Genomic DNA, 16,935 nt, shown 5'->3' on the forward strand with positions numbered 1-16,935 from the left:
AGGTTGTCCAGCTTCTCGCGGCCTGCCAGGGCGATCGCGCCCAGGGATTCCGGCTCGTCGCACTCGCCGTCGCCCATGAAGCACCAGACCTTCTGCTTGCCGGCCGGGATGAAGCCGCGGGCTTCCAGGTACTTCATGAAGCGTGCCTGGTAGATCGCCTGGATCGGACCCAGACCCATCGAAACGGTCGGGAACTGCCAGAAGTCAGGCATCAGCCATGGGTGCGGGTACGAAGACAGGCCGTTGCCGTCCACTTCCTGGCGGAAGTTGTTCATCTGCTCTTCGCTGATGCGGCCTTCCATGAAGGCGCGGGCGTAGACGCCTGGCGAAGCGTGGCCCTGGAAGAAGATCAGGTCGCCGCCGTGTTCTTCGGTCGGGGCCTGGAAGAAGTAGTTGAAGCCGATGTCGTAGAGGGTGGCGCTGGAGGCGAAGCTCGAGATGTGTCCGCCCAGGTCCGAGTCCTTCAGGTTGGTGCGCATGACCATGGCCAAGGCGTTCCAACGCACCATCGAGCGAATGCGGCGTTCCATGAACAGGTCGCCAGGCATGCGTGCTTCGTGGGTGACAGGGATGGTGTTGCGGTATGGCGTGGTGATCGCGTAAGGCAGCTGGGAACCACTGCGGGTGGCCAGCTCGCCCATGCGGGTCATCAGGTAATGAGCGCGGTCTTCGCCTTCTTTGTCGAGGACCGACTCCAGGGCATCCAGCCATTCCTGGGTTTCGATAGGATCGAGGTCTTGCATGGCTTGCTCCAGGGCGGAAAGGCAACCAGAATCGGAAGCCTGAGTTTGCGACTGGCCTTTTGGGCAGACGTCGTGAATTCTTGGATTTGCCGGACAGTCATCCGGCGCCGTGTAGTTTTACTACAAATGCTTCGGCATTTCATGCTTTTGAGCAGTCGGGGGAGTAGTAATACTACAGAAAAACGGCTTGTGGCCGCCTTTCGGGTTGTGGAGAAAAACGTTCCTGTTGGTTGGTATCGCACTGGCACAAGAGGTTTCTTGATGTTTCGTACCAATGATTTGGGTTTTTCAGCTATTTACAACTTTTGTATGACAGTCCAACCGCGGTCCGTCCCTCTTTCGCCTGCACTCACCCCTCTCATTCACGCCGATCAAGGATAGACCATGCGCCTGCCTTTGCCGCTCGATCTGCCTGGCGCCCTGCAACCGCTGGTCGCCCGTAACCGACAATTCCTGCAGGAGGCGCTGGCGGCGCATCCGGATCTTGATCCAGACAGTTGGAGCGCGGCGCACCGCCTGCAGTTCGATCAGGTGGCTGCAGCCAGTGATTTCGTCCTCGAGCAGGCGCAGCGCGAACCGGCAACGCTGTTCGAGCTGCTCGCCAGCGGCGAAATGGATCGCCCCTATGGCCCCGGCCAGTTGCGTGCCCATATAAAAGCTGCCGCAGACGCGTCCCAGAGCGAAGACGAGCTGGCGCGCAACTTGCGCCGTGCGCGCAATCGCCAGCAGGTGCGGATCATCTGGCGCGACATCACCCGCCAGGCCGAACTGGGCGAGACCTGCCGCGACCTGTCCGAGCTTGCCGACGCCTCGATCGACGAAGCCTATCAATGGCTGTATCCGCGTCATTGCCAGCAGTTCGGCACGCCGATCGGCAACCGCACTGGCCAGCCGCAGCACATGGTGGTGCTGGGCATGGGCAAGCTGGGCGCGGTGGAGCTCAACCTGTCGTCGGACATCGACCTGATCTTCGCCTTCCCTGAAGGCGGCGAGACCGAAGGGGTCAAGCGCTCGCTGGATAACCAGGAGTTTTTCACCCGCCTCGGGCAACGCCTGATCAAGGCGCTTGACCCGGTCACTGTCGATGGTTTCGTGTTCCGCGTCGACATGCGCCTGCGCCCCTATGGCTCGGCCGGCGCGTTGGTGCTCTCGTTCAATGCCCTGGAGCAGTACTACCAGGATCAGGGGCGCGATTGGGAACGCTACGCCATGATCAAGGCCCGCGTGGTGGCGGGCGACCAGGTGGCCGGGGCGCAGTTGCAGGAGATGCTGCGACCGTTCGTCTATCGGCGCTACCTGGATTTTTCTGCCATCGAGGCGCTGCGCACCATGAAGCAGCTAATCCAGCAGGAAGTGCGGCGCAAGGGCATGGCAGAGAACATCAAGCTCGGTGCTGGTGGCATCCGCGAGGTCGAGTTCATCGCCCAGGCCTTCCAGCTGATCCACGGCGGGCGCGATCTGAGCCTGCAGCAGCGGCCGCTGCTCAAGGTCCTGGCAACGCTCGAGGGGCAGGGTTACCTGCCACCGGCAGTGGTAAGCGAACTGCGTGATGGGTACCAGTTCCTGCGTTACACCGAGCACGCGATCCAAGCCATCGCCGACCGCCAGACCCAGATGCTGCCGGACTCGGAGCTCGACCGCGAACGGGTCGCCTACATCCTTGGCTTTGCCGACTGGCAGGCGTTCCACGACCAACTGATGCAGTGGCGCGGCCGGGTCGACTGGCACTTCCGCCAGGTGATCGCCGATCCTGATGAAGAGGAAGCCGAGGGCGAGCTGGTAGTGGGCGGCGAGTGGTCGCCGCTGTGGGAGCAGGCGCAGGACGAGGAGGCCGCCGGTCGCCAACTGGAAGAGGCCGGGTTCAAGCAGTCGGGCGAGGCCCTGCGTCGTTTGGCCTCCTTGCGTGCCAGCCCGTCGCTGCGTTCGATGCAGCGCATTGGCCGCGAGCGTCTGGACGCCTTCATTCCACGCCTGCTGGCGCAGACTGTAGAGCACCAGAACCCTGACCTTGTGCTTGAGCGAGTGCTCCCCTTGGTGGAAGCGGTGGCTCGGCGTTCGGCTTACCTGGTGCTGCTGACCGAAAACCCAGGCGCCTTGCGCCGTCTGTTGACCTTGTGCGCCGCCAGCCCCTGGATCGCCGAGCAGATCACGCGCTTCCCGCTGCTGCTCGACGAACTGCTCAACGAAGGCCGCCTGTTCAGCCCGCCGCAGGCACCTGAGCTGGCGTCGGAGTTGCGCGAGAGATTGACGCGCATTCCCGAGGACGACCTGGAGCAGCAGATGGAGGCCCTGCGTCACTTCAAGCTGGCCCACAGCTTGCGGGTAGCGGCATCTGAAATCAGCGGCAACCTGCCCTTGATGAAGGTCAGCGACTACCTGACCTGGCTGGCCGAGGCCATCCTCGACCAGGTGCTGGCTTTGGCCTGGCGTCAGACGGTGGCCCGTCATGGCCAGCCCAAGCGCAGTGATGGCACCCTGTGCGACCCAAGTTTCATCATCGTCGGCTACGGCAAGGTCGGCGGCATCGAACTGGGACATGGCTCGGACCTGGACCTCGTATTCATCCACGACGGCGACCCGAACGCCGAGACCGATGGCGCCAAGCCCATCGACGGCGCGCAGTTCTTCACCCGCCTGGGCCAGCGCATCATTCACCTGCTGACTACCCAGACCAACTCCGGCCAGCTCTATGATGTGGACATGCGGCTGCGCCCCTCCGGTGCGTCGGGGCTATTGGTCAGTTCGCTCGGGGCCTTCGAGCGCTACCAGCAGAACGAGGCCTGGACCTGGGAACACCAGGCCCTGGTGCGGGCGCGTGTGCTGGTGGGCTGCAAGCAGGTAGGCAGTGCCTTCGAATCGGTACGTGCCGGCGTGCTGGGCAAGGCCCGCGATCTCGACGCACTGCGTCAGGAGGTCAGCGAGATGCGCGCCAAGATGCGCGCCAGCCTGGGCAGCAAGAGCACCGTTGCCGGTACCGCCGACAACGCCTTCGAGCCCGGCCAGCCGTTCGATGTCAAGCAGGATGCGGGTGGTATCGTGGATATCGAATTTATGGTGCAATACGCCGCTTTGGCTTGGTCTCACGACCATCCGGCCCTGCTGCGCTGGACCGATAACATTCGCATCCTCGAAGAGTTGGAGCAGGCCGGGTTGATGCCCGCCGAAGACGCGATTTTGTTGCGCGAGGTGTACAAGACCTTCCGCTCCGCCTCCCACCGCCAGGCATTGCAGAAGCAAGCCGGGGTGATCGATGCCGGGCAGCTTGTCGATGAGCGCCGCGAGGTGCGGCGGATCTGGGGTGAGCTGGGTTTGAGCTGACTATCGTGCTGGCTTGATTCGCGGGCAAGCCCGCTCCTACAGGTACTCCACAGCACTGTAGGAGCGGGCTTGCCCGCGAATGAGGCATGTCAGTGGTACACTGTCCGCCACATAGCCTGAATATAAAGAGGGGAGGCCAGGTTGTAGAGCAACCTGCAGCCTCCCCGAATGTTTCTGGATAAAGCATGAGAATACTGATCATTGGACCCAGCTGGGTCGGCGACATGGTGATGGCGCAGACCCTGTTCCAGTGCCTGAAACAGCGTCATCCCGACTGCGTGATCGACGTGCTGGCTCCCGAGTGGAGCCGGCCGATCCTCGAGCGCATGCCCGAGGTGCGCCAGGCCTTGAGCTTCCCGCTCGGCCACGGAGCCCTGGAGCTGGCCACGCGCCGGCGCATCGGCAAGTCACTGGCCGGCCAGTACGACCAGGCGATCCTGTTGCCCAACTCGCTCAAGTCGGCACTCGTGCCTTATTTCGCCGGCATCCCCCAGCGCACCGGCTGGCGTGGCGAGATGCGCTACCTGCTGCTCAACGATGTGCGCAAGCTCGACAAGGCGCGCTACCCATTGATGATCGAACGTTTCATGGCCCTGGCCTATGAGCCGGGCGCCCAGTTGCCACAACCCTATCCCCGCCCGAGCCTGCGTATCGAAGACCAGAGCCGCGAGGCCGCCCTGGCCAAGTTCGGCCTGGAGCTGGATCGCCCGGTGCTTGCGTTATGCCCAGGTGCGGAGTTCGGCGAGGCCAAGCGCTGGCCGGCCGAGCATTATGCTGCCGTTGCCGACGCGATGATTCGTCAGGGCTGGCAGGTGTGGCTGTTCGGCTCGAAGAACGATCATCCTGTCGGCGAGCAGATCCGCGACCGCCTGATTCCGGGCTTGCGTGAAGAGTCCGTCAACCTGGCTGGCGAGACCTCGCTTGCCGAAGCCATCGACCTGATGTCCTGCGCCGATGCGGTGGTGTCCAACGATTCCGGCCTGATGCATGTGGCGGCGGCGCTCAACCGCCCGCTGGTGGCTGTCTATGGTTCGACCTCGCCGGGCTTCACTCCGCCACTGGCCGACCAGGTCGAGGTGGTGCGCACCGGTATCGAGTGCAGCCCGTGCTTCGAACGTACCTGCCGTTTCGGCCACTACAACTGCCTGCGCCTGCTCGAGCCCGAAAAAGTCATTGCTGCCCTGCACAGCCTGGGTGGTCCGAACCTGATCGATACCGTGGCCGAGGTCGACTAAGTGCGGGTACTGATCATCAAGACCTCGTCGCTGGGCGATGTGATCCACACCCTGCCGGCGCTGACCGATGCCGCCCACGCCATCCCCGGCATCCGTTTCGACTGGGTGGTGGAGGAGGGCTTTGCCGAGATCCCGAGCTGGCACCCGGCGGTCGACCAGGTGATCCCGGTGGCTATCCGGCGCTGGCGCAAGAATCTCTGGCAAACGCTCAAGAGCGGCGAGTGGAAGGCGTTCAAGCAACGCCTGCGCGAGCGCAAGTACGACCTGGTGATCGATGCCCAAGGGCTGGTCAAGTCGGCCTGGTTGACCCGTTACGTCAAGGCGCCGGTGGCCGGGCTCGACCGCTATTCGGCGCGCGAGGGCTGGGCCAGTCGCTTCTACGACCGACGCCTGTCAGTAGCGGTCGGCCAGCATGCGGTAGAGCGGGTACGCCAGCTGTTCGCCTTGTCCCTGGCCTACGACCTGCCTGAAGGCATCGGCCAGTACGGTCTGGACCTGAACCGCCTGCAACTGCCCCCGACCGCCCCCTACGTGGTGTTCCTGCATGGCACCACCTGGGCCACCAAGCACTGGCCGGAAGCCTACTGGCGTGAGCTGGCCGAGCGCATGGGGCGGCGCAAGATGAAAGTCGTGCTGCCCTGGGGCAATCCTGCGGAGAAGGCTCGTGCCGATCGCATCGCCCAAGGCTTGGAAAACTGCCAGGTACTCCCCAAATTGAACCTCGCAGGGGTCGCGCGCATACTCGCGGCGGCCAAGGCCTGCGTGGCGGTGGACACCGGCCTCGGCCACCTGGCCGCAGCGCTGGACGTGCCGACCATCTCGCTGTTCGGCCCCACCAACCCTGGTCTGACCGGTGCCTACGGACGCGCCCAGATCCACCAGGCCAGCAACTTCCCCTGTGCGCCTTGCCTGCAGAAGAAGTGCACCTACAAACCGAGCGCCGAGGATCTGCGCCGGTTCGATCTCAAACGCGAGTGGCCGCTGTGCTTCACTCGCCTGAATCCCGAGCATGTGGCGGGCCGCTTGAGCGCGCTGCTGCTGGCTGAGGATGTTCGTTGATGCAACTGGCTTTCGTGCTTTACAAATATTTCCCCTTCGGCGGATTGCAGCGCGATTTCATGCGCATCGCCCTGGAGTGCCAGAAGCGTGGGCATCAGATCCGCGTCTATACACTTATCTGGGAAGGTGACATCCCCCCGGGCTTCGAAGTGCTGGTGGCGCCGGTCAAGGCGCTGTTCAACCACCGCCGCAACGAGAAACTCAGCGCCTGGATGGCCGCCGACCTGGCCAAGCGCCCGGTCGACCGTCTGATTGGCTTCAACAAGATGCCGGGGCTGGACGTCTACTATGCCGCCGACGGCTGCTTCGAGGACAAGGCCCAGACCCTGCGCGGCGGCCTGTATCGTCGCTGGGGCCGCTACCGGCATTTCGCCGAATACGAGCGTGCCGTGTTCGCCAAGGATGCTGCCACCGAGATCCTGATGATCTCTGAAGTGCAACAGCCGCTGTTCATCAAGCACTACGACACCCCTGTGGAGCGTTTCCACCTGTTGCCACCGGGCATCTCCCAGGATCGTCGGGCGCCGTCCAATGCCGCCGAGATCCGCGCAGCGTTTCGCCAGGAGTTCGCGCTGGGCGACGACGACCTGTTGCTGGTGCAGATCGGCTCGGGGTTCAAGACCAAGGGCGTCGATCGCAGCCTCAAAGCCCTGGCCGCATTGCCTCCGAGCCTGCGCAAGCGCACCCGGCTGATGGTCATCGGCCAGGACGACCCGAAGGTGTTCCAGTTGCAGAGCGCCACGCTCGGCCTGGGTGACCAGGTGCAGTTCCTCAAGGGGCGCAGCGACATCCCGCGCTTCCTGCTCGGCGCCGACCTGCTGATCCACCCGGCCTACAACGAAAATACCGGCACCGTGCTGCTCGAAGCGCTGGTCGCAGGTTTGCCGGTGCTGGTATCCAAGGTCTGTGGCTACGCCCATTACATCGCCGAGGCCGACAGCGGCCTGGTGCTCGACGAGCCGTTCGAGCAAGAGCAGCTCAACGCCTACCTGCAGCGCATGCTCGAAGACCCCCAGGCCCGCGCCGATTGGGCGCGCAACGGCCTGGCCTTTGCCGACAGCGCCGATCTCTACAGCATGCCGCAGCACGCCGCCGATGTGATCCTCGGCCAGGAGCACGCATGAAGCTGATGCTGGCCGAACCCTTCAAGCGCCTGTGGGCCGGGCGCGATCCCTTCGACGCCGTCGAAGCCCTGCAGGGCGAGGTATACCGCGAGCTCGAAGGACGCCGAACCTTGCGCACCGAGGTCGAGGGCGAGGGCTATTTCGTCAAGATCCACCGCGGCATCGGCTGGGGCGAGATTTTCAAGAACCTGTTCAGCGCCAAGCTGCCGGTACTCGGTGCCGGCCAGGAATGGCTGGCGATCCAGCGCCTGCAGGAGGTCGGCGTGCCGACCATGACCGCCGTCGCCTATGGCGAACGTGGCAGCAACCCGGCCACCCAGCATTCGTTCATCGTCACCGAAGAGCTGGCCCCCACCGTCAGCCTGGAAGACTTCAGCATCGACTGGCTCAAGCAGCCCCCCGAGCCGCGTCTCAAGCGTGCGCTGATCGATGAGGTAGCGAAGATGGTCGGCGGCATGCACCGTGCAGGCGTCAACCACCGTGATTGCTACATCTGCCATTTCCTGCTGCACACCGACCGGCCCGTGACGCCTGAAGACTTCAAACTGTCGGTGATCGACCTGCACCGCGCACAGACCCGTACGAAAATCACCCGTCGCTGGCGCGACAAGGACCTGGCCGCCTTGTATTTCTCGGCCTTGGACATCGGCCTGACGCGTCGCGACAAGCTGCGCTTCCTCAAGGGCTATTTCCAGCGCCCGCTGCGCCAGGTGCTCGGCGAGGAAGCCGCACTGCTTGCCTGGCTCGAACGCAAGGCGCAGAAACTCTACGATCGCAAGCAACGCTATGGGGATGCGCTCTGATGGCGGGTTGGACACTGGCGCCGGGCTACGAACACCTGGCGGCGGACTTCGGCAGTATCGACGCGGTGTTCGCCCTCGAAGGCGAGCGCCTCACCCGTGACCCGCTGAGCGAGGTCATCCGCATCGAGCGCGATGGGGTCAACTACTACGTCAAACGCTACACCGGTGCCGGCAAGCACATGCGTCGCTTCCTCGGACGGCCACGGATCAAGGCTGAATGGCAGAACCTCAAGCAGTTCGCCAAGTGGGGCATCCCCACTGCCGAAGTGGTGGCCTGGGGGCTGGAGCGCAATGGCCTGTCGTTCGGTCGCGGCGCGATGATCACCCGCGAGCTGCCGCGCACCGAAGACCTTTCGGCGCTGGCCGAGCGCAACGATCCGCGCCTGGCTGACCGGGCCTGGGTCGAGCATGTCAGTCGTCAACTGGCTCGCCATACCCGGGTCATGCACGATCACCACTTCGCTCACAACGACCTGAAGTGGCGCAACCTGCTGGTGGATGATCAGGCGACGCTGTTCTTCATCGATTGCCCGACGGGCGATTTCTGGCGTGGCTTCATGCTCCGTCACCGGCTTATCAAGGATCTGGCGTGCCTGGACAAGGTCGCCAAATATCACCTCTCGGCCACCCAGCGCCTGCGCTTCTACCTGCAATATCGCGGGCACGCGCGGCTCAATGCCCGTGACAAGCGACGGATTCGCCAGGTGGTGAGCTTCTTCGAGGGAAGGGAATGACCGATTACCTGGCCAGCGCCGACCAGGCGCTGCTGCAACGCCATGGCCTGAACGACTTCGAGGCGCTGTGGGCACTGCAACTGGACGCCGTCGACGAACCCAATACTGGGCGCGGCGGCTGGAGCAGCGTGTTCCGCCTGGAGCTTGAAGGCAAGGGCTACTACCTCAAGCGCCAGAGCGACTACCTCACACGCACCCTGCACCGGCCGTTCGGCGAGCCTACCTTCGCTCGCGAATTTCGCAATATCAGCCGCTACGAAAAGCTCAACATCCCAGCACTGCAGGCAGTGTTCTATGGCGAGCGCAAGCAGGGCGGCCAGCATCGGGCGATCCTGATGACCCGGGCGCTCGACGAGTGGAACGACCTGGAGAGTTTCCTCGGCCAATGGCCGCAACTGCCCGAGCCTCGACGCCAGGGTATCCTCACGGCCTGTGGCGAGCTGGCGCGTACCCTGCACGGTGCCGGCCAGGTGCATGGTTGTTTCTATCCCAAGCATATTTTCCTGCGCGAACGCCGCGAAGGCTGGCAGGCCCAGCTGATCGACCTGGAAAAGACCCGGCCACTGCTGTTCGGTATGCGTGACCGCCTCAAGGACCTCGAGCCCTTGCTGCGTCGCGCCCGTGCCTGGAGCGAGGTGGACGTGCGCAGCCTGCTCGCCGCCTACCTGGCGCAGCCGGCCGACAGCGCGCTGGTCGGCACCTGGCTGCAACGCCTGACGCAACGCCGTCGTGAAAAAGAGGCCCGCTGATGCGCTTGTCTGAACTGAAGGATGCCGGGCGCAGCCCGAGCCTGCCCTTGAGCGTGACGCTCGAAGATGCTGCCGGCAGTGCCGAGTTGCAGTTGCTCAGCCTGCTGCGCGTACTGCCAGGTCAGCGCTATGTCGGTGCCGGCATCTGGCGTGGCACGCCGGTGCTGGCCAAACTGCTGGTCGGCAGCAGCGCCGCCCGCCATTTCCAGCGTGAGCTGGAGGGCGCGCGCTTGATGGCTGCGCAGGGGTTGACCACGCCCCGACTGCTGGCCGATGGCCTGAAGGATAGCGAGGGTGGCTGGCTGCTGTTCGAGTTTCTTGAAAACGCTGAAAACCTGGGCGACGCCTGGGCCAAGGTCGAGCATCTGCCGATGCTGGCGGACGAGCAGCATGGGGTGCTCGGCGAGGCGCTGACCGCAGTGGCGCAGATGCACGCCAAAGGGCTGTGGCAGGAAGACCTGCACTTGGACAACCTGCTGCGCCACGGGGGGCACCTCTACCTGATCGATGGCGCCGGCATCAAGGCTGAAACGCCGGGCCAGCAGCTGTCGCGCCAGCGTGTACTGGAAAACCTCGGGGTATTGTTCGCCCAGTTGCCCAAGCGCCTGGAACCCTTCATCGAAGAGGCGCTGGTGCATTACCTGCTGGCCAATGGCGAGCATGCGCTGCCGCTCGAAGCCCTGCAGAAGCAGGTCGACAAGGTACGCAGTTGGCGCTTGAAAGACTACCTGGACAAGGCCGGGCGCGACTGCACGCTGTTCAGCGTCGAGCGCAGCCTCTCGGGCCTGCGTGCGATCCGGCGCGAGGAGGTGTCTGCCCTGGTGCCGGTACTGGAGCAGGCCGATACGCTGATCGAGCAGGGCCACCTGTACAAGACCGGCGGTGCCGCCAGCGTGGCACGTATCGAGGCCGGTGGCCGCACGCTGGTGCTCAAGCGCTACAACATCAAGAACACCGCCCACTGGTTCAAGCGTTTCTGGCGCCCGAGTCGTGCCTGGCATTCGTGGATCGAAGGGCATCGCCTGGAGTTTCTCGATATCGCCACGCCACGTCCGCTGGCGGTGCTGGAGCAACGGGTGATGGGGCTGCGCAGTACCGCTTACCTGGTGACCGAATACGTCGACGGCCCGGATCTGACCGCGTGCTTCGCGCCCCATGTCGAGAGTGGCGAAGTGCCCGAAGCACAGGTGCAGGCGCTGGTCGGGCTGATGCAGAGGCTGATTGCCGAACGCATCAGCCATGGTGACTTCAAGGGCCACAACCTGTTCTGGCAGAACGGCCAGTGGTCGCTGATCGACCTCGATGCCATGACCCAGCACGCCACTCAGCTCAGCTTTGCTCCTGCCTACGCACGTGACCGTGCGCGCTTGCTGCGCAACTGGCCAAGCAGCAGTGCCTTGCACCAGCGCCTCGATCAGTTGCTGCCTCGGCTCACCGAATAAGCCTGCGGCAGCGTCAGCCAGTCGCTGCTGCGACCGGCCTGGCGCACGCGAAGGCTCCATTGTCTGTCTTGCCAACGCAAGATGGCCGAGGCGGGGCTTTCGCGGTTTTGCCCGGCAAGCAGCAGCCGGTAGTGGTTCTTGAGCAGATGCGCGCGCAGCGGCAGGGCATGGCCACCGGCAAGCAGGTAAAGCCCTTGGTCGCTTTGGTACAACCCGTCGGCATCTTCGTGTTTTTCCCCCGCAGGCACTTCGGCGAGCCGACAGGTGTCGAACAGTGCTTTCAGGTCTGGCAGTCCGTCGTACCACAGCACGGGGGAGTCGACGACCCATTCGCCGTCCTCGCGACGCTTGACCGGGACCTTGGTGTAAGCGTCCGGCTTGCGCGGATCGATCACTCGCCAGCGGTAACCGTCGAATGCGACTTGGTAGGTCTGGCCGGCGCTGTCCTTGATGAAGTAGAAGGTCAATCCTGGATAGGGTGAGTGCTGTTCATAGATGCCCTCCTTGTGAATGCCGTCGACTCGGTAGCGAAGCTTGCTGGTATTGACCGCGCTGACCATGGCCGGGGGGAGCGACAGTGGCGGCGTCGGTGGCATGGCTCGAATTGCCCGGCGAAGCACCGTTGAACCGGAGACGCTGTTGATGCCATCACTGGCATAGCTGAAGGCATCGACCAGCGAGCGCAGCATGCCGATGCGGTCACCTTCGACGTACGCCTTGTGGGTATCGATTATCGAGATCGCGGCACGGGCGAACGACAGCACTGCCAGGGCACGAAGGGGCAGAACCAAGCTGAGCAGGTCGAGGATGACCCACAGCACATGCAGGCTGAAATCGCCTAGCAGCTCCAGTTTCGTATTGGTGGCTGCGTCCACCGCTGCCAGGGCTGCGTGGACTTCGGCCCGATAGAGTGCGTGCTGAAAGTCGCCGGTGATTTCCGGGCGGCTTATCCGTGGGCTCAATCCACCCTTGGAGAGCCAGCGTTCGACATTATCCGGGTTGGCCAACGGCATACGCTCTTTGACGTAGTCACGAAGGGCTGGTTTCTCGCGTAGGGTACGCAGCATGTGCCGGGGGTTGCGGAATTCACGCCAGGCGCGGCGATCCGGGGCATCCGGTGTATAGACCAGGAAACGCACCATACCGGCGTTCTCGGGGGTGATGAGCATGACCCCTTGCACGGTGTGGCCGTCGATCGACAGTTGTCGCACGCTCAGGCGCATAACCTTCAGTGCCTTGCGCTGCTCGCTGTCGGGATGGTCGAGCACGGTGCTCGTCCACAGGTAGCCGCGTTCGAAGGCGTCTTCGAGGTAGTGACCGGCGTATCGCGCCTTGGCCGCTTCGGCGCGCATGCGCGCTCTGCTGATGTCGGCGTAGCTGTCGCGTCGCCACTTGGCCGTCGGTGACTCCAGCAGGTGCGTGCGCAGGTAGCGGCTGTAGCTCTCGCCAACGTCCAAGGCACGAACCATCTGCTTGATCTGCGCCGGGGTGATCTGTGTCACGGGGCTGCCGTCCGCGCGGTGTACTCGTGCTGTCAGCCAATAGTCGACGTCAAGCCAACTGACGTTGAGCATGGCCAACTGATCGAGGCTATAGCTCTGCGATACCAACTCGACGGTGTCGCCGACCTGTGGGCGGCTGGCGGCGGGGATGTAGCCGGTAGCGAGTCCGGGATGGAGGACAGGCCCTCTCTGGCGCGCCATTGTCACGGTGACATGGAGCTCAAGCGGGTCGGCATCGAATTGATACTGCTGGCGCATGGCTTTACGCAGTTGTTCGCAAGTCCAGGAGCGCAGACCCTCACGGTCGAGGAATTGATCGTGACTGAGAATGCCTGGCGCGGCAGCCTTGTCGATGGCGATCACCAGCTCCTGCATGGTTTGCATGATGTGGGTCAGGCCTTGTGCCGACGCGTTCTTGAGCCAGGCGGGGCTGTTTCTCTCCAGCAGAAGGGCATAACGTGTCTGCAGGGCCGACCTGCTATCGGCCAGGGGCAGCAGGTCGGCAGCTGTGTCCAGTTGGCTGGTCAGGGCAGGCCAATCGATTGGCGATGTCTGGGCTGCGTTTTCCCAGACCTGCGTCAGGCTTGCATGTTGGCTATCTATCAGGGCCTGTACCTGCAGCTGCAACGGATCATCGTTGAACCATTCGTAGCGCAGGCGCTCGGCATTGCGCGCACGCTCTCGCTGTTCATCACCGGCCATCAACTGCAGCAGCGGCCTGCTCTGCTGCAGGTCGTCCAGGCGCTCGCACAGCTCGGTGTGCAGTTCCGCCAGGTCGTCGAACGCCTCGATGCCATGGGAAAGACTGCACAGCAAGACGTAGTCGCTGGACTCAGCGGGGTCGGGCATGCTGCCCTCGGGTCCGCCTTCGACAATCACGAAGGCGCCGGGCAGGTACTCGCGCCAGTGAGGGGTGCCGATGTCCAGCAGTGGGCGGTAGATTTGTGGGCGCTCGGCAGTAGGCAGGTGCTGGCGTTGCCCGGGCAGCGGCATTTCTATGCTGGTTTTGAGCAGTTCGGCGTGGTTCGAACCGAGGGTGTGATCATCGACGCGCAGGGTGATCTGTGCGAGCAGTTGCGCGCGTAGCAAGGTGACCAGTCGTGCTTTACGACTTTCGCCGGTGACGCCGGTGTCGAGCCAATACTCGGCGAGGTCTGCGAAATACCGCTGGCGTGCCTTGAGCCAGGGCTGCGAGGTTTCAGGCCGGGGCGGCGACGCAAGCAGGTCGCTCAGCTGTTGATCGAAGGCTTGGAAATGTTGCAGGCTCATTAGCTGCGCTCCGTAGTGATGGAGCGGCCAGCTTGGCGTGCCAGGCCTCGGTGGGCGCGTTAGCCGATTACCTCATCGTCTCGACAGGCCGCGCACTCCAAGTAGCGCCGGTATCCCCAGCCCCGCCCAGGACAGCACATCCCAGGCACCATCACCGAGCAGAGCCGCGAACAGCCCTGCAGCGCTCAGGAGGGCGATGGCGGTTGGCCAGGCGAAGATCCGGCGAGTGCTTTGCGAGCGGTGGGTCATGTCCGCACCTCGCGGGGCTTGCGCTGCTTGCCCCACCACAGGTACAGGCCACTGAGCAGGACGACGATGGTCAGCACATCCAGTACCGCCCAGAGGATCTGCATCGGCCGTCCGCCATAGTCGCCGAAGTGCAGTGGCTGTGACAGGCCCATGGCGTCCATGTACCAGGGGCGATCGCCAATGGCGGTGACTTCCAGGGTACGGGCATCGATCAGTACCGGCGTCAGCAAGTGCGACGTCAGGTGTGTCGCGCCTTTCATGAACACCGCGTAGTGGTGTTCGCTGGAAAAGCGTGTACCGGGAAAGGCGATGAAGTCTGCACGCATGCCGGGTGCGGCTTGTTCGGCGATCTGCAGCAACTGCTTGGCAGGCGCGCGTTCGGTGAGTGGCGGGGCATCGCGATAGGGCGCAACCATCGCCGCCAGGCTGTCATTGCGCCAGGCCGCGATGACCAGGTCGGACAGTGCGCTGATCACCCCGGTGACACCGACCACCAGCGCCCAGGTCAGGGTGACAACGCCGATCAGGTTGTGCAGGTCGAGCCAGCGCAGGCGCCGCGATTTATCGGTGCGGACCGTGGCGAACTGCAGGCGGCGCATGAACGGAGCGTAGAGCACCGTGCCCGAGACGATGGCAGCGACGAACAGCACGCCCATGGCGGCCAGCAGGAGCTTGCCGGGAAGGCCGGCGAACATGTCCACGTGCAGGCGCAGGATGGTCATCATCAAGCCGCCATTGGCGGCGGGCATGGCCACCGCCTCGCCGGTGCGGGCGTCGAGCATGAAGGTGTGCGAGGCGTTGGGTTCGGTGCCAGCGGTGGCTGCGGTGATCGCCACCAAACCGTTGCGCTCGTCATCCTCGAAACCGAAATACTGCATGACCTCGCCGGGGCGGTGTTGCTCGGCCTTGATTACCAGTTGCTGAAGGTCCAGATGCGGCGTGTCGGCAGGCATCTCGCGCAGTTCCGGGGCATCACCGAGCAGGTGTTCGAGTTCGTGGTGGAAGATCAGCGGCAGGCCAGTCAGGGCGAGCAGCAGCAGGAACAGCGTGCAGATCAGGCTGGTCCAGGTGTGGATCGCCGACCAGCGGCGGATGGTTTGGCTTTTCATCAGGGTTGCAGCCTTTGCAGCTTGTGCTGTTTTTCAGGACGCAATCGCGGGGCAAGCCCGCTCCCACAGGATCGTCGTGTACCTGTAGGAGCGGGCTTGCCCCGCGAGGCGTCACTCAGAACTTGTAGTTGGCGCTGACTACTACGCTACGCTGGTCGCCGTAGTAGCAGTAGTACGAATCGCAGGTCGAAATGTAGTCCTTGTTCAACAGGTTGGTGGCATTGACCGCCACCGAGGCGCCCTTGAGGCTATTGTCCAGGCGGCCCAGGTCGTAGTGCACCGAAGCGTCGAATACGGTGTAGGCCTTGGCCTTGCCGAGGTAGGTATTGCCCTGGTCACCGTAGGTGTTCCCGGTGTAGCGCGCACCGCCGCCGATGCCGAAGCCGTCGAGTACACCGCTGTGCCAGGTGTAGTCGGCCCACAGCGAGGCTTGCTGGTTGGGCATCAACTGCAGGCGGTTGCCCTTGAACTGGCCGTCCTGTACTTCCGATTTGGCCAGAGTGTAGGCCGCGATCACCTTCAGGTTCTCGGTGATATTGGAGACGGCTTCCAGCTCCAGGCCACGCACTTTCACTTCGCCGGTCTGGCTGGTGACGGTCACGTTGCCGATGTTGTTGGTGACCGAAACGTTTTTCTGCGTCAGGTCGTACACCGCCGCAGTCAAAAGGGTATTGGAGCCCGGTGGCTGGTACTTTATCCCCAGCTCCCACTGCTTGCCTTCGGTCGGCTTGAGACCGTTGGTCGGGTCGATGTCGGCCTTGCTGCTTGGCTGGAACGACTCGGCATAGGACAGATACGGCACGAAGCCCGAATCGAAGACATAGCTGATCGCGGCGTTACCGCTGAATTTCTTGTCGCGCTGGGTGTTGGTGGCATCGCCCTTGTTGAAGAACTTGGTGCCGGTGTGCACCCAGTCCTCGCGTCCACCCAGGGTCAGGCGCCAGTTGTCGAGGGCCATCTGGTCCTGGACGTAGAGGCCTGTCTGGCGGGTCTTCTGGTCGTAGTCGTAGAACGCTGTAGAACGATCCGGGCGGGTGATGGGCAGGCCGTAGGCCGGATTGTTCACGTTGATCGGCGGCGCACTGCCGAAGATGGCCAGATAGTTGTTGTTCATGCGCTGGTGATCCAGGCCGATCAGCAGGGTGTGGCTGATAGCGCCGGTGCTGAAGTCGCCCTGGAAGTTGTTGTCGACAGCGAACTGGCTGATATCTTCGTCGACGTTGGTGGTACCGCGCCCGGTGTTGCCCTGATCGTCCACCACCATCCCGAACCCTGGGTTGTAGCTGTTGACGGTCACGGTCTGGAATGACAGTTCGGATTTGGTGTAGCGCAGGTTCTGGCGGAACTGCCAGACATCGTTGAAGCGATGCTCGAAGGCATAGCCGACGGCGTAGTAGGTGCGGTCGTAGAAGTCGTAGTTCGGATCTCCCAGGTTCTTGTGGTGCGAGATCTTGCCGAACGGCATGTCGATCTTGGTGCCCTGGATCGGGTAGAACTGGCTGGTGACTCCCGTATCGTCGCGGGTGAACTGGCTGAGGAAGGTCAGCGAGGTGTCCTCGTCGATGTTCCAGGTCAGGCTCGGAGCGATGTTGTAGCGCT

Annotated in this window: 12 protein-coding genes and 1 pseudogene; 8 read left to right on the forward strand and 5 right to left on the reverse strand. The window is 63.5% G+C overall.

All coding sequences use genetic code 11. The features are described 5' to 3' along the window. A pseudogene (locus VA602_RS14020) lies at window positions 1-743 on the reverse strand (pyruvate dehydrogenase (acetyl-transferring), homodimeric type); the annotation flags it as partial. Window positions 744-1,127: 384 nt separating this feature from the next. Here VA602_RS14020 and glnE point away from each other — a divergent pair. The 8 genes from glnE (at window position 1,128) to VA602_RS14060 (ending at window position 11,207) form a co-directional block, all read left to right on the forward strand. Further along, window positions 1,128-4,061, forward strand: a complete 2,934-nt coding sequence (gene glnE, locus VA602_RS14025) for a bifunctional [glutamate--ammonia ligase]-adenylyl-L-tyrosine phosphorylase/[glutamate--ammonia-ligase] adenylyltransferase (protein ID WP_323453496.1) — start codon at window positions 1,128-1,130, stop codon at window positions 4,059-4,061. A gap of 185 nt (window positions 4,062-4,246) precedes the next feature. Then, the gene (gene waaF, locus VA602_RS14030) at window positions 4,247-5,296 is read left to right on the forward strand and encodes a lipopolysaccharide heptosyltransferase II (RefSeq protein WP_323453497.1); all 1,050 of its coding nucleotides are present in this window, start codon (window positions 4,247-4,249) and stop codon (window positions 5,294-5,296) included. Continuing rightward, window positions 5,297-6,355: a lipopolysaccharide heptosyltransferase I gene (gene waaC, locus VA602_RS14035; protein ID WP_054892167.1), complete on the forward strand. Its 1,059-nt coding sequence runs from the start codon at window positions 5,297-5,299 to the stop codon at window positions 6,353-6,355. Then, window positions 6,355-7,479, forward strand: coding sequence for a glycosyltransferase family 4 protein (locus VA602_RS14040; protein ID WP_323453498.1), 1,125 nt, complete (start codon window positions 6,355-6,357; stop codon window positions 7,477-7,479). The genes waaC and VA602_RS14040 overlap by 1 nt, the downstream gene beginning before the upstream one ends. After that, complete coding sequence (gene rfaP / locus VA602_RS14045) at window positions 7,476-8,282, forward strand: lipopolysaccharide core heptose(I) kinase RfaP (RefSeq protein WP_323453499.1); 807 nt, start codon at window positions 7,476-7,478, stop codon at window positions 8,280-8,282. The genes VA602_RS14040 and rfaP overlap by 4 nt, the downstream gene beginning before the upstream one ends. After that, on the forward strand, window positions 8,282-9,016 hold the full coding sequence (locus VA602_RS14050; RefSeq protein WP_323453500.1) for a lipopolysaccharide kinase InaA family protein: 735 nt from the start codon (window positions 8,282-8,284) through the stop codon (window positions 9,014-9,016). Before rfaP ends, VA602_RS14050 begins: the two co-directional genes overlap by 1 nt. Continuing rightward, the gene (locus VA602_RS14055) at window positions 9,013-9,765 is read left to right on the forward strand and encodes a lipopolysaccharide kinase InaA family protein (protein ID WP_323453501.1); all 753 of its coding nucleotides are present in this window, start codon (window positions 9,013-9,015) and stop codon (window positions 9,763-9,765) included. The genes VA602_RS14050 and VA602_RS14055 overlap by 4 nt, the downstream gene beginning before the upstream one ends. Continuing rightward, on the forward strand, window positions 9,765-11,207 hold the full coding sequence (locus VA602_RS14060; protein WP_323453502.1) for a lipopolysaccharide kinase InaA family protein: 1,443 nt from the start codon (window positions 9,765-9,767) through the stop codon (window positions 11,205-11,207). The genes VA602_RS14055 and VA602_RS14060 overlap by 1 nt, the downstream gene beginning before the upstream one ends. Here VA602_RS14060 and VA602_RS14065 read toward each other — a convergent pair. From VA602_RS14065 to VA602_RS14080, 4 genes are all read right to left on the reverse strand, one after another. Next, entirely contained in the window at window positions 11,180-13,978 is a 2,799-nt protein-coding gene (locus VA602_RS14065) for a dermonecrotic toxin domain-containing protein (protein ID WP_323453503.1), read from the reverse strand. The genes VA602_RS14060 and VA602_RS14065 overlap by 28 nt on opposite strands. 72 nt (window positions 13,979-14,050) lie before the next feature. Further along, the gene (locus VA602_RS14070) at window positions 14,051-14,227 is read right to left on the reverse strand and encodes a hypothetical protein (RefSeq protein ID WP_323453504.1); all 177 of its coding nucleotides are present in this window, start codon (window positions 14,225-14,227) and stop codon (window positions 14,051-14,053) included. After that, a complete protein-coding gene (locus VA602_RS14075; protein WP_323453505.1) occupies window positions 14,224-15,336 on the reverse strand; it encodes a PepSY-associated TM helix domain-containing protein in 1,113 nt (370 codons plus the stop codon). Before VA602_RS14075 ends, VA602_RS14070 begins: the two co-directional genes overlap by 4 nt. 115 nt (window positions 15,337-15,451) lie before the next feature. Beyond that, a partial coding sequence (locus VA602_RS14080; RefSeq protein WP_323453506.1) for a TonB-dependent siderophore receptor occupies window positions 15,452-16,935 on the reverse strand: 1,484 nt, incomplete at its 5' end.

Origin of the sequence: Pseudomonas machongensis, assembly GCF_034961125.1 — a bacterium.
GTDB lineage: Bacteria > Pseudomonadota > Gammaproteobacteria > Pseudomonadales > Pseudomonadaceae > Aquipseudomonas > Aquipseudomonas machongensis.

Bases quoted from the DNA above. Each gene is read 5' to 3' on its own strand.
- VA602_RS14060 (WP_323453502.1), top strand. From the start codon at position 9,765: ATGCGCTTGTCTGAACTGAAGGATGCCGGGCGCAGCCCGAGCCTGCCC.
- rfaP (WP_323453499.1), top strand. From the start codon at position 7,476: ATGAAGCTGATGCTGGCCGAACCCTTCAAGCGCCTGTGGGCCGGGCGC.
- glnE (WP_323453496.1), top strand. From the start codon at position 1,128: ATGCGCCTGCCTTTGCCGCTCGATCTGCCTGGCGCCCTGCAACCGCTG.
- VA602_RS14040 (WP_323453498.1), top strand. From the start codon at position 6,355: ATGCAACTGGCTTTCGTGCTTTACAAATATTTCCCCTTCGGCGGATTG.
- VA602_RS14050 (WP_323453500.1), top strand. From the start codon at position 8,282: ATGGCGGGTTGGACACTGGCGCCGGGCTACGAACACCTGGCGGCGGAC.
- VA602_RS14055 (WP_323453501.1), top strand. From the start codon at position 9,013: ATGACCGATTACCTGGCCAGCGCCGACCAGGCGCTGCTGCAACGCCAT.
- VA602_RS14070 (WP_323453504.1), bottom strand. From the start codon at position 14,227: ATGACCCACCGCTCGCAAAGCACTCGCCGGATCTTCGCCTGGCCAACC.
- VA602_RS14075 (WP_323453505.1), bottom strand. From the start codon at position 15,336: ATGAAAAGCCAAACCATCCGCCGCTGGTCGGCGATCCACACCTGGACC.
- waaF (WP_323453497.1), top strand. From the start codon at position 4,247: ATGAGAATACTGATCATTGGACCCAGCTGGGTCGGCGACATGGTGATG.
- VA602_RS14065 (WP_323453503.1), bottom strand. From the start codon at position 13,978: ATGAGCCTGCAACATTTCCAAGCCTTCGATCAACAGCTGAGCGACCTG.